Genomic DNA, 18399 nt, shown 5'->3' on the forward strand with positions numbered 1-18399 from the left:
CGTGTTTCCTTTATCTCAGTCGAAGCGCTCCAGTCCATACACCGATAGACGGGCGCCTTCCGCTTTTCTTAGTTTGATTAGCGAATAATGATTCGATTTATTGGGAACCATCCGCCAGGTTTTAATTGATAATAATATTGTCCGCCACGGCCTTCATCAATTAAGATAATGTCCCCGGTCGCAAGGAATCTCCCCTCGTAATTTGTCGGAATTCTATCGGTCACATTAAAACGGCTAAAGGTCTCCTGTAAACAATGTTCACGGCTATTTGCGGGTATAAGAATTCGATAAACCTCTTTATACCCTTTTCGTTCACGATACTTTGGAGTTTGAAAGATCGTCACATCATATTGATTACATGCTCGTTTTGTTAACATTTTGATCATCATATACCTCCAATTAATTAGAATTTATTGTCTATTCTAATTATTAGCTGTCGATGATGTCGATTCCTCCATAGAAACTTAAATATTTTTGTCGAATTTCATTTTTTAAAAATATTTATTTTAATGGAAGTGTCCTTCCAAATATGTTAGGTTTTTATTCCTCCACCTCTTCGTCAATAATGCTCTTTTCAATCAAATATTCGAATGTTATATCCGCAAGCTCTTCCAATTCTTCCTCGCTAGGAACGTATCCCCTTTTTACAAGCTCATGAAAGAAAAATTCGGCAATTTCTTCCGTGTCAATGAATACTTCAATTTCTCTCATAGCATCGCCCCCTTTTTAGAGAATGTATGATGTACATGGCCTTTTCATGCTATTTACTTTGATTTCCATATACCATTTGATTTAACCCAAAATATCCAGAAATAAGGAAATAATTTATTTAAGAGAGCATGTCTAATTTGGATTGGACAAGCATAGGATGTAAAAAAACACTTTGAGGTGATCAAATGTCGAACTTGCAATTGAAGTTAGAGGCGTTTATTGATGATGTTAACCGTGAGGATAGTCTCACCCTACGATTCATGGAGAAGATAACTGACACCATGTTTTTTCTGATTAAATGGGCTGCAATTCCGTTTGCTATCTATTTATTATTTGTCATTTCAAGCTGGTAGCTAGACATGGCTTTTGCCATCGTTGCTTGTTAGACCTTCTAATTTTCTAAGAATCACGCGCATGACCTGATAATATTCTTGATCCTGAAACAGTTCATATAAAGTTCGGTAATCATTATATATGTCTAATAGATTATCGATTAATTCCTTTTTTTCCTTTTTACGTTCGATTTCTTCAACTTCTGCTTTTCTTATCATGTTCTGCAATAATTTTGGGGTTTTTTCTGCTTTTTCATTTTTATTGACTAAGTATAGGAGACCTAATTTTTGAATAAAGGTGTCGGCATTCTCCGCATCGGCAACAAGAGTTAATTCCTCCTCCCCCGCTTCAAGCCATTCCCCATCACTAACCCTTGAAAGTTCATAAATGACATCTTCCCAGGCATCCTCTTTGTAGCGCCAAATTTCGGTTCGAAAACCAACAACTTTAAATAAATCAGCACCATAACCACTTACCTGAACTAAATCTCCGAAAAAAAACTTGTATTCAATATCAATCTGTTCCTGCTCCATAACTGTGCCATCATATTCTGAAAGTAATTGTAAGGCTTCTTCAATAAATAAACCTTCACTCTTATTTACTTCATACACATATTTCCCTTCCAGCCATTTGACATCAGTGACCTTACCGACGGTGCCATACATAGTAATCACAACGGTATCACCAATCTGATACTTCGATTTTTTCCTTTTTGCCATGTCCTCCCATCCCCTCAATTGGATTAGTCTGAATAGTATATACAATAGTATATGCGTGGTAATGGATATCGCTAATGTGATTTAAAAAATGAAAAAATCGCCTCCAATTTGGAGACGATGTCATTTCTTCATTATTAACTTTCGGACGCGATATATTGCTGCCAGGCTTCATCAAACACAGTCATAGACTCCAAATAAGATCCATTTAGTTCCAAATAAGAACTTAATTCATGGTAATCTTCAGCTGTTTTTGGAAAAGCATGATCCAGATAGGCATGGTTAGCAAACTTACTTATCTCATCCTTTGGTGCTGGATGTCTATATTTCATTAGGAAATGATAAAATGATTTTCTCATCAATAAATGACCTTCTTCACTGGTTACAGATTTCATATGAAATACTATAACGGATTAGGTCGTTTCCGTCTACCTGTAAAACTGGAAAAAGCAGCCCAAAATCGGGGCTGCTCACTTTAGGAGGAAAAATCAAAATAATTCTTTTTCAATAACTTTTGAATTTTCATTAATTCCTCAAAGGCAATCACTTTGCCAATTTGCTTGCAATCAATAAGATACAAATGATTCTCAATTTCTTTGACAATGACCTCACTCTGATAAATCATGTCACAATCTCTGCAGCAGTATGTGGGGGTTTTCGCGATTTCAATCGCTCTTAAACCGTCCGGTAATTCCCAAAACACGGAATCCGTTATTTGTTCTACATTGATGCTGTTGCACCATTCACATTCAATTTTCACCCTTCCCGCCCCCCTATTCCTTTATCAACTCAGAAGCTCTTTATTGGCCTTTTCCTTCTCAGTCAAGGCAATAAATTTCTTTTCCTTTAATTCATCACGCTTACTCCGCTTATCCTTTAATGAGGTATGTGCAGGGTCCTGATTATAATTCTGACGGCGATTCAATCTTGTTAAACCTTCCGGAACAAGATTAAAATGTTGATCATTCATGATACCAGCAATACCTGCAAGCGACCGTTTCTCGTCCATTTCCGGATAAATTTCTTGAAAGTACCCTTCCGCTCTACCCGGTACATAGTTTTCCGGTTCCGGATAAGAGGTAATCACCCCTTCAAAATTACGGAGAACCACTTTTTCCGGGCTTTGGGAAATTAAATAGTTCGGCTGCAGGGCGATTTTCCCGCCGCCGCCAGGAGCATCTACGACAAAAGTCGGGACAGCATATCCGCTTGTATGTCCGCGCAGTCCCTCAATAATTTCGAGTCCTTTCGATACAGGTGCCCGGAAATGGCCAATTCCCTCTGACAGGTCACATTGATAAATATAATATGGGCGAACACGAATTTTGACGAGGTCATGCATCAGCATTTTCATAATCGGAACACTGTCATTAATTCCTGCCAAGATAACCGACTGATTACCAAGCGGAACTCCTGCGTTTGCCAGCATTTCACATGCTCTTTTTGAATCATCGGTAATTTCGATAGATGTATTAAAATGAGTATTTAACCACACAGGATGGTATTTTTTCAAAATATTGCAGAGGTTTTCGGTAATTCTCTGCGGAAAGACAACAGGTGCCCTTGTTCCAATCCGAATAATTTCCACATGATCAATTTCTCGTAAATTTTTTAGGATATATTCTAAAATATTATCATTGATTAATAGCCCGTCACCACCGGAAATTAATACATCACGAACCTGCGGTGTCTGCCTAATATAGGAAATGGCGGCATCTAACTGCTTCTTCGGAACACCCATCCCTATCTGCCCGGAGAAGCGTCTTCTTGTACAATAGCGACAATACATCGAGCATTGATTGGTCACAAGGAATAGGACACGGTCAGGATAGCGGTGCGTCAGACCAGGTACTGGGGAATCCTCATCCTCATACAATGGATCCTCCAGGTCATATTTCGTTTTATAAATTTCCTTTGAAATCGGAACAGATTGCATTCTGATTGGGCACCTAGAATCGTCAGGATTCATTAAGGAAGCATAATATGGAGTAATATTTAAGGGAATCGTTTTCGTTGAGATCCTTACGCCCTCCTCTTCATCAGGAGTTAAGTTAATCACCTTTTTAAGATCGTCTACTGTGCGGATAGTATTGGTTAATTGCCAGAGCCAATCATTCCACTGCTCTTCCTGAACATCTTTCCAGAGCTCTATATCCTGCCAATGCCTTTTAGGTTTATATAAAAATTGCTTCATCATCCATTCCCCCTAAAACTTGCTTTATTACCTAAATATGCAAGTTTCGTGCCATTTTTTAAAACAGCTTGAGAAGTGGGTTTGATGGAAAATTCATAATTTTAATAAGAATTTCATAAAAAAAAGCGCCGAAAACTCGGCGGCTTACTCCATCATTTTTTTCATTTTATATTGTAATGTCTGCCTCGGAATTTCCAGAAGCTTTGCTGCCTGGTTAATATTCCCCGCACATTGGTCAAGTGCATCTTTGATCAGTGTTTTCTCTACTGTTTCAAGATTCTTTCTTAATGATAAACCCTCAAGAGGAGGATTCTTTCCCTTTGATTGGGCAGGAGGCTGCCGCAGCATGATTGGCAAATCCTCAACCCGTAGGTTTCTCATCTCGCAAACATTCATCATATATTCCACGGTATGTTTAAGTTCCCGGACGTTCCCTGGCCACGGATAGTCAATGAAGAAACGTTCAAGCTTTTTATCCACACCTTGAATATCTTTTTTTAGTTTTTTATTAAACTCTTGAATAAAGTTTTTCGTTAAATACAATATATCCTTTTGCCGATTCCTTAAGGGAAGGAGGGAGAAAGTGAATACATTTAAGCGATAATAGAGGTCAGATCGCAGCTTCTGTTCCTCTAGTGCCATGCTTGGGTGTACATTCATGGCCGCGATCACACGGACATCAACGGAAATATTTTGCGAGCTGCCAACCCTTCGCACCATTCCATCCTCTAACACCCGTAATAGCTTCGCCTGCAGTTCAATCGGCATGGTATGTAGTTCATCCAGAAACAGGGTTCCACCGTCAGCAAGTTCAAATAGCCCTTTGCGATCGACTGCCCCCGTATAGCTGCCTTTTGCGGTGCCAAATAGGATACTTTCCAACAAGGTTTCTGGGATGGCGGCACAGTTTTGGGCAATAAAAGCACCACTCGAACGAAGTGATTCATGATGAATTCCTTGGACAAATAATTCCTTCCCCGTTCCCGACTCACCATAGACAAGAATCGGAGAATCTGATTTAGCCAGTTTCCTAGCTTCATCTATCAAGCTGCTAAATTCAGGAGTAATCGTCATTAAATCATTTAATGTATAGTTTACTTGCTTTGATAATTTTTTCTTTCTGCTCTTATTGACCCCTTTTTGTAAATCCAATAACCTTTCTGCCAGCAGCTTCATCCGCGAATAGTCTTTCGCAATTTCAACAGCCCCGATTATGTCTTCGCCGAGAAAGATTGGCAGTGTCGTGTTAATGGTATCAATTCTTGTCCCATGTAAATTCAGATAAACCTGTGTTTGATTGTAAATCGGCTTCCCTGTTTTAATCACCTTTAAAAGCGTACTGGATTCTTCAGTCATCGAGGGGAATGCATCAATTAAATGCTTTCCCTGCACTTCCTTGACATCCATGCCATCATGCTTTGCTGCAACTTCATTATAAAAAATAGTTCTTCCTTCTATATTGACCACATGGATCCCTTCATCAATGCTCTTAAGAATGGCGGTCAGAACTTCTTGCGTTAAAGCCGTTAATTGAACCATTTCATTCACCTACCCTTCTGGAGGTATTGTAAGGTGCCGAAAAATTGGCTTCTTCAGCCGAAATATTAGCAGGTTGCCAGATTCTTCACCCACATATTCATATTTTCGAGCTTGTCATAAATATAGCAATTATTAACGAACCTTCCCCGGTACGAATAGCCAAGTTGAAATAAAACAGCGTTCATCCCGAAGGATAATGACCTTGCAATCGAATAGGCACAAAAAATTCCGTTTCGTTTCAATTCCCGTTCAAGCTCCTGAAGAATAATCTTCATCAGTCCATATTTCCTGTGCTCCGTTAATGTGGCACAATCCGTTAATTCGGCATTTTTATAAAAGGAATTGATTTCGGCAGAAGCGGCACTGACAATTTTCCCTTGATAAAAAAAGATGTAATAAATCGTTCCCTCCTGCATCGTCTTTTTTACATATTCCTGGTCATGTAATGGGGTTGGATAGATTTGAAATACTTGTTTATAGAGGGCTGAAAGCTCCACAGCACAGCTCTCATCCGCTTTTTTTAATTCATATTCCTTTGGTGGGTACGTTTTTTCCACTGAAGTGTCTAATTGATAAATGCTATGAATCATCCCGTCTTCGGTAATCCAATGATCATTGCGTTTCCGTTCCGGTGTATAGAATTTAGAGAAAAAGTGGGCATCTGAGCCCAGAAAATAGCGGTCAACCACTGCCTCAGGCTGAAGTCCTTTTTCGAAAAATAGCAGAAAATCTTCGCTGCGAGCCTTGATAATTAATTTTTCCGCTTGGTGCTTGTGGGCTAGTTCCTCTGCTTTTTCAAGCAATAATCGTGTATTCCCACGATAATCATCCACACGAATTCGTTTATTAAACGGGTCTAGATACACCTCAAGGAAATAACTTTCTTCCTCCAGATAAATGGTGGACGCGGTTAAGTTCATTTAGGTCACTCCTTACAGTGATTTCTCTGTCACGTCTATTTGAAAAATGTCTGGCCAAGAATTAAGCCAGACATTCCATTCATTCAATTCAATTATATCAATTAATTGTGTAAAATGGTGAATCCCCTACTCATCGACCTCGCACCATTTCAAGAGTGTTAATGCAATGATTTCACTTGCGGCAAACAGATCTTCTAGATTAATATGCTCATTGGCATCATGTGCCGTTTCAGTTATACCAGGCCCGAACACAACGACGGGAGTATTACCCACTGTAGAAAGTATGCCGCCGTCTGTTCCCCATGGACTTGCTTCAACAATAGGGGGTGCTCCCTTCACTTCAATGAAACTATTTGTCAGTTCATTCATTAATGGATGGTCACTTCCAAGACTTCCAGGCAGCCACATGCCGCCAAACCATTCAAGATTGAGAGGATTTTCTCGCAGCCATTCATCCCCCTCATTTAATTCTCGCAGACAACTTTCCATTTCATGCTGTGCCGCTTGAATCGTTTCTTCTGGCGACACGCCCATTCTCCCTTCAATAATGGCGGTGTCAGGCACCGATGAAGGCCATTCGCCGCTAGTAATCTTTCCAATGTTAATCGGAATCGGAATCGGGAATTTTTCAAAAAGGGGATCCGTTATTTTCTCATTTCTATCTTTCTCTAACTGTTGTAATCTTTGAATCACAAAAAGGGATTTCTCGATGGCACTGACTCCTTCGTATCTTGTACCTCCATGTGCCGCTTTACCGGTAATGGTGATGCGAAACCACATCGAACCTTGCTGCTTAGGAAATAGTTTCATATTCGTCGGTTCAGGAATAATGGCTCCGTCTGCATGATACCCCCTCAAAACAGCCGCAAGCGTCCCAGCCCCGCCGCTTTCCTCTTCAATTACACTTTGAAAAATAACATCCCCTTTCAGCTTAATGCCATTGGCGATCAACGACTCGATTGCCATTAGCAATGCCACATTTCCGCCTTTCATATCGGTTGCCCCGCGGCCATACAACTTTCCGCACTCAATCATGCCACTAAATGGGTCATGCTTCCAGCTTGACTCGTCCCCGACTGGAACGACATCGATATGACCGTTTAAAATGATTGATTTGCCGCCGCCCGTACCTTTTAACACCGCTACCAGATTAGGATTTCCATCGAAGCTTTTGCGGTCACAGCAATATGCTGGGTGGTTTTTTAATTCAGCGCCGCCTATTTCCCAAATATCAAGTGCCAGCCCAAGCTGGCGACATTTTTCAATCACAAGTGCTTGCGTACTGCTTTCATTTCCCCGCGTACTATTTTCACGAACAAGGATTTGTAACAGTCTCGCTCCGCGTGCGCGATTCTCTTTTAGCCACTGCTTTATTTGGTTGTCATATTTCATCTACTGATTCACTCCTCCTCAAGGCAAATTTACGCTTAGTACGGGATATGACGAACAGGTTCGGCTAGTTTAAATTTACACCCGGTTTTATCCATTACATTTTCTAAACTGTATGGTGCAAATAGCTCTGTCAAAAGCAGACCCTCGTCGGTCACCTTGAAAACAGCTAACTCGGTAACTATTAGATTAACGCTGCGGCCCGAAGTTAATGGTAATGTGCAGGATGGTAAAATTTTGGGGTTTCCATGTTTGTCACAATGATTCATCACGACAATCACCTTTTTTGCCTTTTGCGCGAGTTCCATCGCCCCTCCCATGCCAGGCACCTTTTTCCCCGGAACAATCCAGTTAGCGAGGTCGCCATATTGACTGACCTGCAGTGAACCTAATATGGTGATATCAACCCTGCCGCGACGAATCATTCCGAACGAAATGGCACTATCACAATAAGAACCCCCACTATTTAGTGTGACAGGAAATCCGCCGGCATTGCATAAATTTTCATCCTCTTCCCCAATGTCCGGACTCGGCCCCATCCCGGTAATTCCGTTTTCAGCATGAAACATTACCATTGTCTCCTCAGACAAATGGTTTGGAACAAGTGATGGGATCCCAATGCCGAGGTTAACCACCATACCATTTTGAATTTCTTCCGCTGCCCTTTTCGCCATTTGGTTACGCACATCTATTCCCATGCCCATTTCCAATTCACCCCCTTCGATGGAATCAAATAATCAACAAACACTCCCGGGGTAATGATTTCGTCAGGATCAAGACTTCCCAATGGGACAATTTCTTCGACCTCGGCAATTGTAATATCCCCTGCCATCGCCACGAGTGGATTGGTATTTCGGGCACTTTTGTCATAAATTAAATTACCATATTCATCTGCCTTTTTTGCATAAATGATCGAAACCGCTGCTGTTAAGGCTGTTTCCACCAGATAATCTTTCCCATCAATCGCAAAAAGCGGTTTATTTTTCGAAACTAGTTCATTATCCATGCCAATATCAGAAAGAAAAGCTGGCAAACCGACACCCCCAGCGCGGATTCTTTCGGCTAAAATGCCTTGTGGCGAAAATTCTACTTCCAATTTTCCATCATGCATAAGCTGTCCTGCAATCGGGTTGGAGCCGATATGCGAGGCTATTACCTTCTTGGCTAAGCCCCGGCTGACGATTTTCCCGATGCCAATATGCGGAAAACCCGTGTCGTTTCCAATTAAGGTCAGTTCGCTAATACCTTTCTCCAAAATCCCATCAATCAATGTCGGTGGAGAACCCACCCCACCAAATCCTCCAAACATGACTGTCATACCGTCATGAAAAAATTCCATGACCGCCTCTAATGTAGTCATTTTTCCGAATGAATTTTTCATTTAGCTATCACCAACCGTTTCCGCATTTATTTGGTTCGAAAAAGCTGCAAGGGTTTCTTTTACTAATAATAGTAAGTTCTCAATCTCTTTTTCTGTGATTGTTAATGGCGGTGAGATAATAATCGCGTCGCCATTCACCCCATCAATTCCAGCACCCGCTGGATAAACAAGGAGACCTTTTTCCATAGCAATCCTTACCACTTTTTGGGTTATGAAGGCCTTTCTCGGAAATGGCGTTTTCGTCTCTTGATCCTCAACAAATTCGATGCCAAGCAGTAAACCCTTACCACGGACATCACCGATAAATGAAAACTGCTCTTTTAGTTTTTCAAGCTGATTCTTCAAAAAAATACCCTTGGATTCTACTTCTTTAATAATCACGTTTTTTTCTAAGTATTCAAGGACAGCTAATGACACGGCGCAGGACTGTGGATTCGCACTTAATGTATGTCCGCTCATCACTGACTTTGTTCCGGCCAAAATTGGTGCCATCACCTTTTCACTGGCCACTGCAGCAGCAATTGGTGCATATCCTGCCCCCATCCCTTTGCCAAATGCGACAATATCCGGGATGACATCCCATTGCTCACAGGCCAGCACCGTCCCTGTCCGGCCAAAACCGGTCATGACCTCATCTGCAATAAAGAGAATATTGTTGTCCTCGCAAATTTTTTTAATGGTTTTAAAATAATCCTTAGGTGGCGCAATCGCCCCGCCAGCGGCTCCAATAACAGGTTCAGCGATAAAAGCAGCTATTTGGTCAGCGCCAATCCGTTTGATGGCCATTTCCAATTCATTAGCACACGCATAACCGCAAGCTGGTGCCTCAAGATTATACGGGCAGCGGTAGCAGTAAGGAGGGTTGATCACTGGAAAATCTTCTAAAAGGGGAACAAACCTGGCCCTTCTCCCGGTATGTCCAGACATCGAAAGCGCTCCCAATGTAATCCCGTGGTAACTAACCCATCTTGATAATACCTTTGTCTTAGTAAGAATCCCCTGCTCCTGCCAATATTGAATCGCCATTTTCATCGCCGTCTCTGTCGCTTCCGAGCCGCTGTTCACAAAAAAACTCCAGTTTAGATCCCCTGGCATCCAGTCGGCAATTTTCTTCGCCAGCTTTTCAGCCGCTTCACTGGTAAATTGCGAGCGATATACAAAAGAAACTTTTTTCGCCTGCTCCTCCATCGCTTCAATAATTTCGAGGACACCATGTCCGATGTTGGCGGTTACGGCACCGGAAGCAGCATCAAGGTATTTTTTTCCTTCCATATCATATAAGTAGACCCCTTTACCATAATCAATGACCGGGTATATTTCATCAAGCATGGGTTTGATAAGAAATGATTTTTCCATATGCCACCACTTTCTTTTTTCAAAATAAATTCTTATTAATTCCATTATATGAGAGGATTTTTCATTCTATCATTGCATTTGAAAAGGTGACATTGAAGAAATAATCATGTGGGGCATTATGAATCTCTCTTTTACTTTTTGGCATGGGTATTATAGAATGACTGTAGATTACAAAAGGAAAGGGTCATATGGACACAATTAAAAAAATTCAATTAAAAACGAAGGAATTATCGACGATCCAGTTAATCGTCATCTTTTATTTGTCTGCATTAATCGTTTCTACACTATTATTAAAAATCCCTCTAGCCCACCGTGAAAATGTTTCATTAAGTTTTATTGATGCCATGTTTACTTCTGCCAGCGCGATAAGTGTAACGGGCTTAAGCGTTATTTCGTTAAAGGAAACCTTTAGTAACTTTGGCATTTTTCTTTTATGCTTGATTCTGCAATTAGGCGGACTTGGAGTGATGTCGTTAAGTACATTCCTCTGGATTATGCTGGGCAAAAAAGTGGGGTTGAAAGAAAGACAGCTGATTATGATTGACCAAAATCAGTCTAATTTAGCGGGGTTGGTGCAGCTGGCCAAACGGATCTTCATTATATTTGTATCATTTGAATTAATCGGCGGACTTATTTTAGGTTTCTGGTTCAAAAGTTACTACGGAAGCACGTTAACTGCTTTTAAACATGGATTTTTTGCTTCCATTAGTGCCACAACCAATGCAGGGTTTGATATCACAGATGAATCGCTTAGCCCATTCAGCCATGATTATTTTGTTCAAACAGTGATCATCATTTTAATGATTGTTGGTGCCATCGGTTTCCCGGTAATGGTGGAGATTTATGAATTCTTTTTAAGCACGAAACAAAAGAAAAAATTTCATTTTACTTTGTTTACAAAATTAACGACATTAACCTTTGTCATTCTTACAGTGGTTGGTGCTCTTTTTATTTTTCTTTTAGACAGTCATCACTTCTTTGCAAATAAGGCCTGGCATGAATCGTTTTTTTATTCGCTCTTTCATTCGGCCACAACCAAAAGTGCCGGATTAACGACAATGGATATCAATGATTTTACGCCAAGTAACCAGCTGTTCCTGTCGATTTTGATGTTCATTGGCGGCTCACCGAGTAGTGCAAGCGGAGGAATCCGAACAACTACTTTTGCCATCGTAATATTATCGATTATTTTTTATGCTCAGGGAAAAAGCTCAATCAAAATATTTAGACGGGAACTCCATAATGAAGATGTACTTAAATCATTTATCGTGCTTACAACTGCTGCCTTCCTTTGTTTGTGTTCGATCATCGTATTATCAATAACAGAGCACGGCACATTAATTGAGGTCATTTTCGAGGTCTCTTCCGCCTTCGGTACAAATGGCTTATCAATGGGGTTAACCTCCGAATTAACGACTTTTGGAAAAATCCTTATTATCAGCTTAATGTTTATCGGAAGAGTGGGGATTGTAACCTGTTTGCTTATCTTACGAGGAAAAGGAAGTAAGGAGAAATTCAATTATCCGAAGGAAAAGGTTACAATCGGTTAAAATATAAAAGCTGCCCTCGTGAGGCAGCTTTTTCCAGTTTAGAACCCCCAGCTTGCGCCGATGATAATTAACAAAATAAACAAGACAACAATTAACGCAAATGCTCCGAAACCTCCGAAGCCTCCGCATCCACCTACTGGGGCGGCCGGGTAACCGCAGCAGCCATCATATCCATATCCATATCCACCATACATACATGCTTCACTCCTCGATAATTTGTATCTCTTCCCTGTTACTTTATGTACTAGGTACTTGACCTGTATGTGCATTCGCCTATATTATGAAAGACAATGATAAATTTGTGGGTGATAAGGTGAAATCAATTCTAAAGAATTTTATTAATGGTATTTTAACCATAGTGCCAATCATTCTTGTAATCTACGTCATTTATAAGACGTTTATATTTTTGGACGGGTTATTAGGTAATACATTAAGACCCTACCTGAGGGAAGATTACATACCTGGCTTTGGCTTATTAACGACGATTGTGTTGATTACTCTACTTGGATGGATGTCTACAAAGTATGTAACAGGAAAAATAATTAGGCTAATTGACCGCCTTCTTGAAAAAATTCCTGTCGTGAAGACGATTTATTCTGTCATCAAGGATACAGTTCAATCCTTCCTTGGCGACAAGAAGTCTTTTTCCAAAGTGGCTTTGGTGGTGATTCCGGGAACTGAAATGCGCAGTTTAGGTTTCATTACTTCCGATCAATTAGAGGAATTCTACAGCCCTTTAAAGGATCACGTGGCAATCTATATTCCACAATCATTCCAGGTAGCCGGATTTACCTTTTTAATCCCAAAGGAACAAGTGGAGATTATCGATGTTAAACCAGAAGATGCAATGAAATTTGTCTTATCCGGCGGGATGACATCTTCTTCAAAACAGAAGGGGAAAAATTCATAACAAAAAGCCGCAAATTGCGGCTTTTATTTGTTATCAAATAGTTTTGTAAATTCTCCGTACCCTTTTTCTTCAAGCTGTTCTTTTGGTATAAACCGTAGTGCGGCGGAGTTGATACAATAGCGTAAGCCTGTCGGATCGGGCCCATCATTAAATACATGACCTAGATGAGAATCTGCAGATTTACTCCGTACCTCAGTCCGAACCATAAAATGGCTATGATCCGCTTTTTCCAATACTTCTTCATCTTCTAGCGGTTTCGTAAAGCTTGGCCAGCCGCAGCCAGCATCAAATTTATCTAGAGAACTGAATAACGGCTTACCTGAAACAAGGTCAACATAAATCCCGTCTCTTGTTTCATTCCAATATTCATTGCGAAATGGCGGTTCAGTACCATTATTTTGTGTCACTTCATACTGGATGGGTGTTAATTCCTTTTTCAAATCTTTATTTTGCATGTTCATCCCCCCAATTCCTCTCGATAAATCCGGCCCGTCCTGACCCGACATGATAAGACTGATAATGTGCGCGGTTTTTCTTATAGTAGTGTTGATGATATTCTTCAGCTGGATAGAAGGTTTGCGCAGGTAAAATCGGTGTCACGATTGGCTTACTAAATCGGCCGCTTTCCCGCAATCTTTGCTTAGACTCTTCTGCAATCCTTTTTTGTGTTTCATTATGGTAAAAAATCGCCGTTTGATATGATTGGCCTCGGTCATAAAACTGGCCGCCTGCGTCGGTAGGGTCAATTTGCTGCCAAAATAACTCTACTAATTTTTCATACGGGAAAATATCCGGATTATAGGTAATTTGAACAGCTTCATAATGTCCAGTCGTATCTGTGCATACCTGCTGATAGGTCGGATTTTCAACTGTTCCACCGGTATATCCGGACAAAACACTTATAATGCCCGGCTGTTCGTCAAATGGCTTCACCATGCACCAGAAACAGCCGCCCGCAAATGTTGCTACTTGATGCTTCTCTTCCATATTCCCACCCCTTTTCGTCTTATTAAAAGTATAACAGAAGTTATAATAAAAAATAAATTTCTGGCACTCCACATAAAGAAAGCCGAACCAGTCCTTCCTGGTTCGGCAATTCCAACTTAGCGGCTTTTCCTCTGCTTCATCTGTTTATTGATCTGTTTCCACTGTTTACGTTCTTCAGACTGGGCCCGTTTATCGGCTTTCCGTTCAATAAACGCTAATTCCTTTTGCAGCTTGTTGTAGCTAAAAAGCCTATCAGCCTCAACAAATCCATCTTCAATTGCTTTCACGACAGCACAGCCCGGCTCATCCTTATGCTTGCAATCGCGGAAGCGGCACTGTGAAGAAAGTTCTTCAATTTCAGAAAAGGTTTCCATTAACCCATCAGCGCTTTCCCAAAGCTGTAATTCCCTCATTCCGGGGGTGTCAATCAGGATACAGCCATTTGGCAATAATATCAGTTCTCTGTGGGTTGTCGTATGTCTGCCTTTCGCATCGTCCTCGCGAATTTCCTGAACCAATTGTTTTTCTTCCCCCAACAATCGATTGGTAATGGTCGATTTCCCGACGCCGGATGACCCGAGCAAGGCAACCGTCTTTCCTGGCCGCAAAAAGTCTTCCAATTTTTCAAATCCACTCATCGTCTCCGAACTGATCGGAATAACAGGGACACCGCCATAGGCAATGGCTTCAACTTCGGCCAACCTCGCAGTGATATCTTGACAGAGATCTGCTTTACTTAACACAATAACCGGATTTGCCCCGCTTTCCCAAGTTAACAATAAATACCGTTCAATCCTTCTTAAATTCAAATTCTCATTTAGAGAATTTACTAGCAAAACGGTATCAACATTTGCGGCAACGATTTGTTCTTCAGCGGTGTCACCAGCAGATTTTCTCGAAAACTTACTTTTACGCGGCAAGACGGCGTAAATGGTTCCCCGCCCTTCATCAAACCTTGGTTTCAAGGAAACCCAATCACCAACCGCAGGAAAGTCCTCTCTCGTATGAGACTGAAAGCTAAACTTACCCGAAACCTCACATAATACTTCACCCTGCTCCGTCCAAACCCGGTACATCCGCTTATGCTCAAGGGCCACGCGGCCGATGATCAAATCATCACTAGTTTTTACTGTATTAAAATCATTCAATATTTTATCAGTTAAACCCATTGTTACTAAATTCATCCTTTTTCCTCCAGCGAATCTTTATTTTTTCAAAATAAAAAACCATAGGCACACACAGCCCATGGTTGAATTCGCTTCCTGAAATAAAGGGTATGTAAAGAGACCCTATACGGAACATCCTTGGGCTGTGCAAACAATATTAAACTCAACTAATAATCTCATCGTTTCAATTATCATTGCACGTCACCCACTTTCATTGATATTTAATCCTAGTATATGCAAAAATTCCCCACTTGTAAACAAAATTTCCATTTAAAGCAATTGAATATAGACACCTACCTATTTCAGCTTGAATAAATTATAGGTAAGCCACTAGTTAGGAGTTGATAATATGTCCGAGACAAGAAACCAAGCCGATTATCTCCAAAAAGCTGCCATGTATGATTTGTTAGCGCAATACTATAAATACACAAACCCAAACTTACACATTCATTTCTATTTAAAACATGTTAAAAGCATCAATAAAGCAATGAACATCATGCGTACCAATTTTCAATTACCACAGGGAGAAGCCAAAGTCCGCCTGCTTCACACCTCCCATGATGCCCCTAATGTTGATATGTATATAAATGGTAAACGAGTCATAAGGGATCTTCCGTTAAAACAGGTTAGCCAGGAACTTGCATTACATCCTGGTAAATACCATATAGATATCTATCCAGCCGGAAACATGGTGGATAGCGTCTTAAATAAAAAAATTACGGTTGAGGCGGGAAAATCGTACACGCTGACAACGATTGATTCTGTCAAAAAAATGCGCTTGCTCGTATTTTTAAACGAGCCGCAGGTTCCTTTAAATGAAGCAAAGGTTCGCTTTATCCACTTATCTCCCGACACCCCTCCACTTGATATCGCCGTGAAGGATCGGGATGTGATTTTTTCGAAAATTTCCTACAAACAAGCAACAGATTATTTGGGATTGACACCAATGAGAGTTGACCTTGAGGCAAGAACTGCCGGCAGTAAAGAGGTAGTCTTACCAATGCCGAAAGTTCAGTTTAAAGCAAATGAGACCACTACAATTGTCTTTCTCGGTTTATCCAAAGGCACACCCGATTTACAATTTATCAGGATCAAAGATTAAAAAACAGGTGCCCCGTAGAAAACGAGGCACCTATTTCATAGGTACTAATATTGTAAAACCAATATCATCCTTCTTCAGATCAAATTTATCTGCCTTGATTTGAAGATCACTTTTCAATTTTAATTGCTGCATATGGACATAGACGAGATGATCGTTCGGGCGAATCTCAACTCCTTTTGGGAGCTTATAGTTTTCGCTAATATAATTTAATACATAGGAGATGGGAAGATGTAACTTTCCCACCGACATTGATTTTTGCTCCAAAACTAAATCACCATTCTTCTGAGCAATCGGCTCAAAAGTCAATTTCAAATTTAACTTTTCACTAAAAAACGGTAATACCCCATATAGCTCGACTTCATCTCCTAATATGATCCGATACTCAATCGGAGAATCAGCAGCCTCTTCTTTCAGGTAATGATTAATAAGTCGATTTAAATCATACTTGTTTGATTTAACATGAAAAGAAACATGGTCACCTGTAGGACTATTTATTTTGCTTATTTCCTTACCATCCAAGGGAGATATAACGAGTGAAAAAATAATAATAGCAATTAAAAGGTTAATACCTAACAAAAGTAGGAAACCAATTTTCCATTTGTTTCGTTTCATCTAATTCTCCTCTGTACTGACCATGTAGGAGGATTTCTCTAGGTCAGGTATTACGCGGTCACCCAAGGTCTCATTCAACCTTTCAGCAATCAGTTCATATCCCTTGTCGTTAGGGTGGAAATGATCAGTATACAAAAGATCTTCAGCAGCTGTCAAAAATACATCTTCTATTTTAACGAAGTAGGCATGCGAAAAATTGGCAATCACATTTTGACCAACTTGATTCCACTCAGCAACAACCTGATCCATTTCTTTAATATCAGAAAACCATGTTGAAAATGGATTGTACAAGCCTACCAGCACGATCGACGCATTAGGGTTTTCTTGGACAATTGCCTCAAAAATTTGTGTCAAATGTTCTTGAAATGCGGCTTTTTCCTTTGTAAAATTGGAAATTTGCAGGTTTGAAATATTATCCTTTACGACCTTCATAATATCATTACCGCCTATCGTAAGGATGACCAAATCAGTTTTCTGTAATACTTCCTTCATTTCCGGTGTCTTGAGTCTTTTTAATAGCTGTGTTGTCCGATTTCCTTTTACCCCAAAATTATAGAAATCCACTTCCTGTATCCCTTTTTCCTTTTCCAGCATCGTTTTTAAGTATGGCAGGTAACCACCTTGGCCTGTACTATCACCAACGCCTTGTGTTAAGGAATCACCTGCAGAAACGATGGTCAATTTTCGCGGGACAAAATCAGCGGGAATCGGGGCAAAAACCTGTGCTGCAACCTTCTTTTCCTGATGGAGCACTAAAGGATTGGACTCACTGCATGAACATAATAATAATACCGAGAGAATTAGAGGGGTGAAAAACTTTTTCATTTTATTCACCTGCCTTCTATTTTCACTTTATTATACCACGACTATAATCATTCAAAACAATTAAGTCCTATATCCTATTCCTGGCAAAAAAAATAGACCTATGTTATGGTCTATTGCAATGTTTTAATGTCACCGATAATTTCATCAAAAGGAACTTCTTCGTTCCCTTTATATGTTTTTTTGATGTTGCCGTCCCGATCCACCAGATAAAAATATGGTTGGTGCATAACATTACCCTCTGATACTTTTTTAATAATTGTTTTAAAATTTTTAGGTCCATATTCTTCAATAAAATCCTGAGAATAGCCAGTTAGAAATGTCCAATTATTAAAATCAACACCAAATTGCGCAGCATAGCGTTTAAGAACTTCTGGTGTATCTACCGTCGGATCCACACTGAAGGAAACAAATTCTATATCCTTTAACCCTTCATCCTTCACCATTTTTTGTAACTTCGTCATATTGGAAGTCATCGGCGGACATATATCCGGACAGCTGGTAAACATGAAATCAGAAATCCATATCTTACCCTTTAAATCTTTTAACCCTAATGGCTTGTTATCTTGTGTGGTCGCGGTAAAATCTTTTAACGGCCATGTCACAGAATCTTTAATATCCTTTTTTCCGCATGCGGCCATTAACAATACACTAATTACCAAAAAAATAAACAAAAACCGAGCCCTCATCGTATCACCTGCAACCTTTTCT

The 18399-nt window shown here is 40.3% G+C and carries 23 protein-coding genes; 4 read left to right on the forward strand and 19 right to left on the reverse strand.

The features are described 5' to 3' along the window. Positions 1-77: 77 nt before the first annotated feature. Both BABA_RS08410 and BABA_RS26445 read right to left on the reverse strand, forming a co-directional pair. The gene (locus BABA_RS08410) at positions 78-389 is read right to left on the reverse strand and encodes a YodL domain-containing protein (protein WP_157273144.1); all 312 of its coding nucleotides are present in this window, start codon (positions 387-389) and stop codon (positions 78-80) included. Positions 390-540: 151 nt separating this feature from the next. Next, the gene (locus tag BABA_RS26445) at positions 541-711 is read right to left on the reverse strand and encodes a YozD family protein (RefSeq protein ID WP_007084733.1); all 171 of its coding nucleotides are present in this window, start codon (positions 709-711) and stop codon (positions 541-543) included. A 185-nt stretch (positions 712-896) separates the two neighbouring features. On the opposite strand from BABA_RS26445, the gene BABA_RS27260 reads away from it, so the two are divergent. Further along, positions 897-1064 carry a hypothetical protein gene (locus tag BABA_RS27260; RefSeq protein WP_157273145.1) on the forward strand — a complete coding sequence of 56 codons (168 nt, stop codon included), beginning with the start codon at positions 897-899 and terminating at the stop codon, positions 1062-1064. Here the strand turns inward: BABA_RS27260 and BABA_RS08415 are convergent, their stop codons facing one another. From BABA_RS08415 to BABA_RS08460, 10 genes are all read right to left on the reverse strand, one after another. Then, entirely contained in the window at positions 1065-1763 is a 699-nt protein-coding gene (locus tag BABA_RS08415) for a hypothetical protein (protein WP_007084734.1), read from the reverse strand. A 134-nt stretch (positions 1764-1897) separates the two neighbouring features. Next, positions 1898-2119, reverse strand: coding sequence for a YozE family protein (locus BABA_RS08420; RefSeq protein ID WP_007084735.1), 222 nt, complete (start codon positions 2117-2119; stop codon positions 1898-1900). A gap of 116 nt (positions 2120-2235) precedes the next feature. Next, on the reverse strand, positions 2236-2520 hold the full coding sequence (locus tag BABA_RS08425) for a YokU family protein (protein ID WP_007084736.1): 285 nt from the start codon (positions 2518-2520) through the stop codon (positions 2236-2238). 24 nt (positions 2521-2544) lie between these two features. After that, on the reverse strand, positions 2545-3954 hold the full coding sequence (gene kamA / locus BABA_RS08430) for a lysine 2,3-aminomutase (protein ID WP_007084737.1): 1410 nt from the start codon (positions 3952-3954) through the stop codon (positions 2545-2547). Between the two features lie 144 nt (positions 3955-4098). Then, entirely contained in the window at positions 4099-5493 is a 1395-nt protein-coding gene (locus BABA_RS08435) for a sigma-54 interaction domain-containing protein (RefSeq protein WP_007084738.1), read from the reverse strand. Between the two features lie 65 nt (positions 5494-5558). Beyond that, positions 5559-6413: a putative beta-lysine N-acetyltransferase gene (ablB, locus tag BABA_RS08440; RefSeq protein WP_007084739.1), complete on the reverse strand. Its 855-nt coding sequence runs from the start codon at positions 6411-6413 to the stop codon at positions 5559-5561. Between the two features lie 126 nt (positions 6414-6539). Then, the gene (locus tag BABA_RS08445; protein WP_007084740.1) at positions 6540-7805 is read right to left on the reverse strand and encodes a peptidase; all 1266 of its coding nucleotides are present in this window, start codon (positions 7803-7805) and stop codon (positions 6540-6542) included. A 35-nt stretch (positions 7806-7840) separates the two neighbouring features. Beyond that, complete coding sequence (locus tag BABA_RS08450; protein WP_007084741.1) at positions 7841-8506, reverse strand: 3-oxoacid CoA-transferase subunit B; 666 nt, start codon at positions 8504-8506, stop codon at positions 7841-7843. After that, on the reverse strand, positions 8491-9183 hold the full coding sequence (locus tag BABA_RS08455) for a CoA transferase subunit A (RefSeq protein ID WP_007084742.1): 693 nt from the start codon (positions 9181-9183) through the stop codon (positions 8491-8493). The genes BABA_RS08450 and BABA_RS08455 overlap by 16 nt, the downstream gene beginning before the upstream one ends. Then, positions 9184-10539, reverse strand: coding sequence for an aspartate aminotransferase family protein (locus BABA_RS08460; protein ID WP_007084743.1), 1356 nt, complete (start codon positions 10537-10539; stop codon positions 9184-9186). It abuts the gene before it with no gap. 188 nt (positions 10540-10727) lie between these two features. Between BABA_RS08460 and BABA_RS08465 the strand changes: the two genes are divergently transcribed. Next, on the forward strand, positions 10728-12089 hold the full coding sequence (locus BABA_RS08465) for a TrkH family potassium uptake protein (RefSeq protein WP_007084744.1): 1362 nt from the start codon (positions 10728-10730) through the stop codon (positions 12087-12089). Between the two features lie 38 nt (positions 12090-12127). Here the strand turns inward: BABA_RS08465 and BABA_RS26450 are convergent, their stop codons facing one another. Next, positions 12128-12283: a YjcZ family sporulation protein gene (locus BABA_RS26450; protein WP_007084745.1), complete on the reverse strand. Its 156-nt coding sequence runs from the start codon at positions 12281-12283 to the stop codon at positions 12128-12130. 119 nt (positions 12284-12402) lie between these two features. Between BABA_RS26450 and BABA_RS08470 the strand changes: the two genes are divergently transcribed. Beyond that, a complete protein-coding gene (locus BABA_RS08470) occupies positions 12403-12999 on the forward strand; it encodes a DUF502 domain-containing protein (RefSeq protein WP_040345783.1) in 597 nt (198 codons plus the stop codon). A 23-nt stretch (positions 13000-13022) separates the two neighbouring features. On the opposite strand, the gene msrB is transcribed toward BABA_RS08470, so the two are convergent. From msrB to rsgA, 3 genes are all read right to left on the reverse strand, one after another. Then, a complete protein-coding gene (msrB, locus tag BABA_RS08475; protein WP_007084747.1) occupies positions 13023-13454 on the reverse strand; it encodes a peptide-methionine (R)-S-oxide reductase MsrB in 432 nt (143 codons plus the stop codon). Continuing rightward, entirely contained in the window at positions 13444-13986 is a 543-nt protein-coding gene (msrA, locus tag BABA_RS08480; RefSeq protein WP_007084748.1) for a peptide-methionine (S)-S-oxide reductase MsrA, read from the reverse strand. Before msrA ends, msrB begins: the two co-directional genes overlap by 11 nt. Positions 13987-14102: 116 nt before the next feature. After that, on the reverse strand, positions 14103-15170 hold the full coding sequence (gene rsgA, locus BABA_RS08485) for a ribosome small subunit-dependent GTPase A (protein ID WP_007084749.1): 1068 nt from the start codon (positions 15168-15170) through the stop codon (positions 14103-14105). Between the two features lie 331 nt (positions 15171-15501). Between rsgA and BABA_RS08490 the strand changes: the two genes are divergently transcribed. Next, the gene (locus BABA_RS08490) at positions 15502-16254 is read left to right on the forward strand and encodes a DUF4397 domain-containing protein (protein ID WP_007084750.1); all 753 of its coding nucleotides are present in this window, start codon (positions 15502-15504) and stop codon (positions 16252-16254) included. A 30-nt stretch (positions 16255-16284) separates the two neighbouring features. Here the strand turns inward: BABA_RS08490 and BABA_RS08495 are convergent, their stop codons facing one another. The 3 genes from BABA_RS08495 to BABA_RS08505 form a co-directional block, all read right to left on the reverse strand. Continuing rightward, a complete protein-coding gene (locus BABA_RS08495; RefSeq protein WP_007084751.1) occupies positions 16285-16866 on the reverse strand; it encodes a YpmS family protein in 582 nt (193 codons plus the stop codon). Further along, a complete protein-coding gene (locus BABA_RS08500; RefSeq protein WP_007084752.1) occupies positions 16867-17691 on the reverse strand; it encodes an SGNH/GDSL hydrolase family protein in 825 nt (274 codons plus the stop codon). A gap of 110 nt (positions 17692-17801) precedes the next feature. Then, on the reverse strand, positions 17802-18377 hold the full coding sequence (locus BABA_RS08505; protein ID WP_040345742.1) for an SCO family protein: 576 nt from the start codon (positions 18375-18377) through the stop codon (positions 17802-17804). Positions 18378-18399: the final 22 nt, after the last annotated feature.

The sequence above is a fragment of the Neobacillus bataviensis LMG 21833 genome (assembly GCF_000307875.1).
Taxonomy (GTDB): domain Bacteria; phylum Bacillota; class Bacilli; order Bacillales; family Cytobacillaceae; genus Neobacillus; species Neobacillus bataviensis.

Coding starts and splice junctions, on each gene's coding strand:
- BABA_RS08410 (WP_157273144.1), bottom strand. CDS start 389: ATGATGATCAAAATGTTAACAAAACGAGCATGTAATCAATATGATGTG.
- BABA_RS26445 (WP_007084733.1), bottom strand. CDS start 711: ATGAGAGAAATTGAAGTATTCATTGACACGGAAGAAATTGCCGAATTT.
- BABA_RS27260 (WP_157273145.1), top strand. CDS start 897: ATGTCGAACTTGCAATTGAAGTTAGAGGCGTTTATTGATGATGTTAAC.
- BABA_RS08415 (WP_007084734.1), bottom strand. CDS start 1,763: ATGGCAAAAAGGAAAAAATCGAAGTATCAGATTGGTGATACCGTTGTG.
- BABA_RS08420 (WP_007084735.1), bottom strand. CDS start 2,119: ATGAGAAAATCATTTTATCATTTCCTAATGAAATATAGACATCCAGCA.
- kamA (WP_007084737.1), bottom strand. CDS start 3,954: ATGAAGCAATTTTTATATAAACCTAAAAGGCATTGGCAGGATATAGAG.
- BABA_RS08435 (WP_007084738.1), bottom strand. CDS start 5,493: ATGGTTCAATTAACGGCTTTAACGCAAGAAGTTCTGACCGCCATTCTT.
- ablB (WP_007084739.1), bottom strand. CDS start 6,413: ATGAACTTAACCGCGTCCACCATTTATCTGGAGGAAGAAAGTTATTTC.
- BABA_RS08445 (WP_007084740.1), bottom strand. CDS start 7,805: ATGAAATATGACAACCAAATAAAGCAGTGGCTAAAAGAGAATCGCGCA.
- BABA_RS08450 (WP_007084741.1), bottom strand. CDS start 8,506: ATGGGCATGGGAATAGATGTGCGTAACCAAATGGCGAAAAGGGCAGCG.
- BABA_RS08455 (WP_007084742.1), bottom strand. CDS start 9,183: ATGAAAAATTCATTCGGAAAAATGACTACATTAGAGGCGGTCATGGAA.
- BABA_RS08460 (WP_007084743.1), bottom strand. CDS start 10,539: ATGGAAAAATCATTTCTTATCAAACCCATGCTTGATGAAATATACCCG.
- BABA_RS08465 (WP_007084744.1), top strand. CDS start 10,728: ATGGACACAATTAAAAAAATTCAATTAAAAACGAAGGAATTATCGACG.
- BABA_RS26450 (WP_007084745.1), bottom strand. CDS start 12,283: ATGTATGGTGGATATGGATATGGATATGATGGCTGCTGCGGTTACCCG.
- msrB (WP_007084747.1), bottom strand. CDS start 13,454: ATGCAAAATAAAGATTTGAAAAAGGAATTAACACCCATCCAGTATGAA.
- msrA (WP_007084748.1), bottom strand. CDS start 13,986: ATGGAAGAGAAGCATCAAGTAGCAACATTTGCGGGCGGCTGTTTCTGG.
- rsgA (WP_007084749.1), bottom strand. CDS start 15,170: ATGAATTTAGTAACAATGGGTTTAACTGATAAAATATTGAATGATTTT.
- BABA_RS08490 (WP_007084750.1), top strand. CDS start 15,502: ATGTCCGAGACAAGAAACCAAGCCGATTATCTCCAAAAAGCTGCCATG.
- BABA_RS08495 (WP_007084751.1), bottom strand. CDS start 16,866: ATGAAACGAAACAAATGGAAAATTGGTTTCCTACTTTTGTTAGGTATT.
- BABA_RS08500 (WP_007084752.1), bottom strand. CDS start 17,691: ATGAAAAAGTTTTTCACCCCTCTAATTCTCTCGGTATTATTATTATGT.
- BABA_RS08505 (WP_040345742.1), bottom strand. CDS start 18,377: ATGAGGGCTCGGTTTTTGTTTATTTTTTTGGTAATTAGTGTATTGTTA.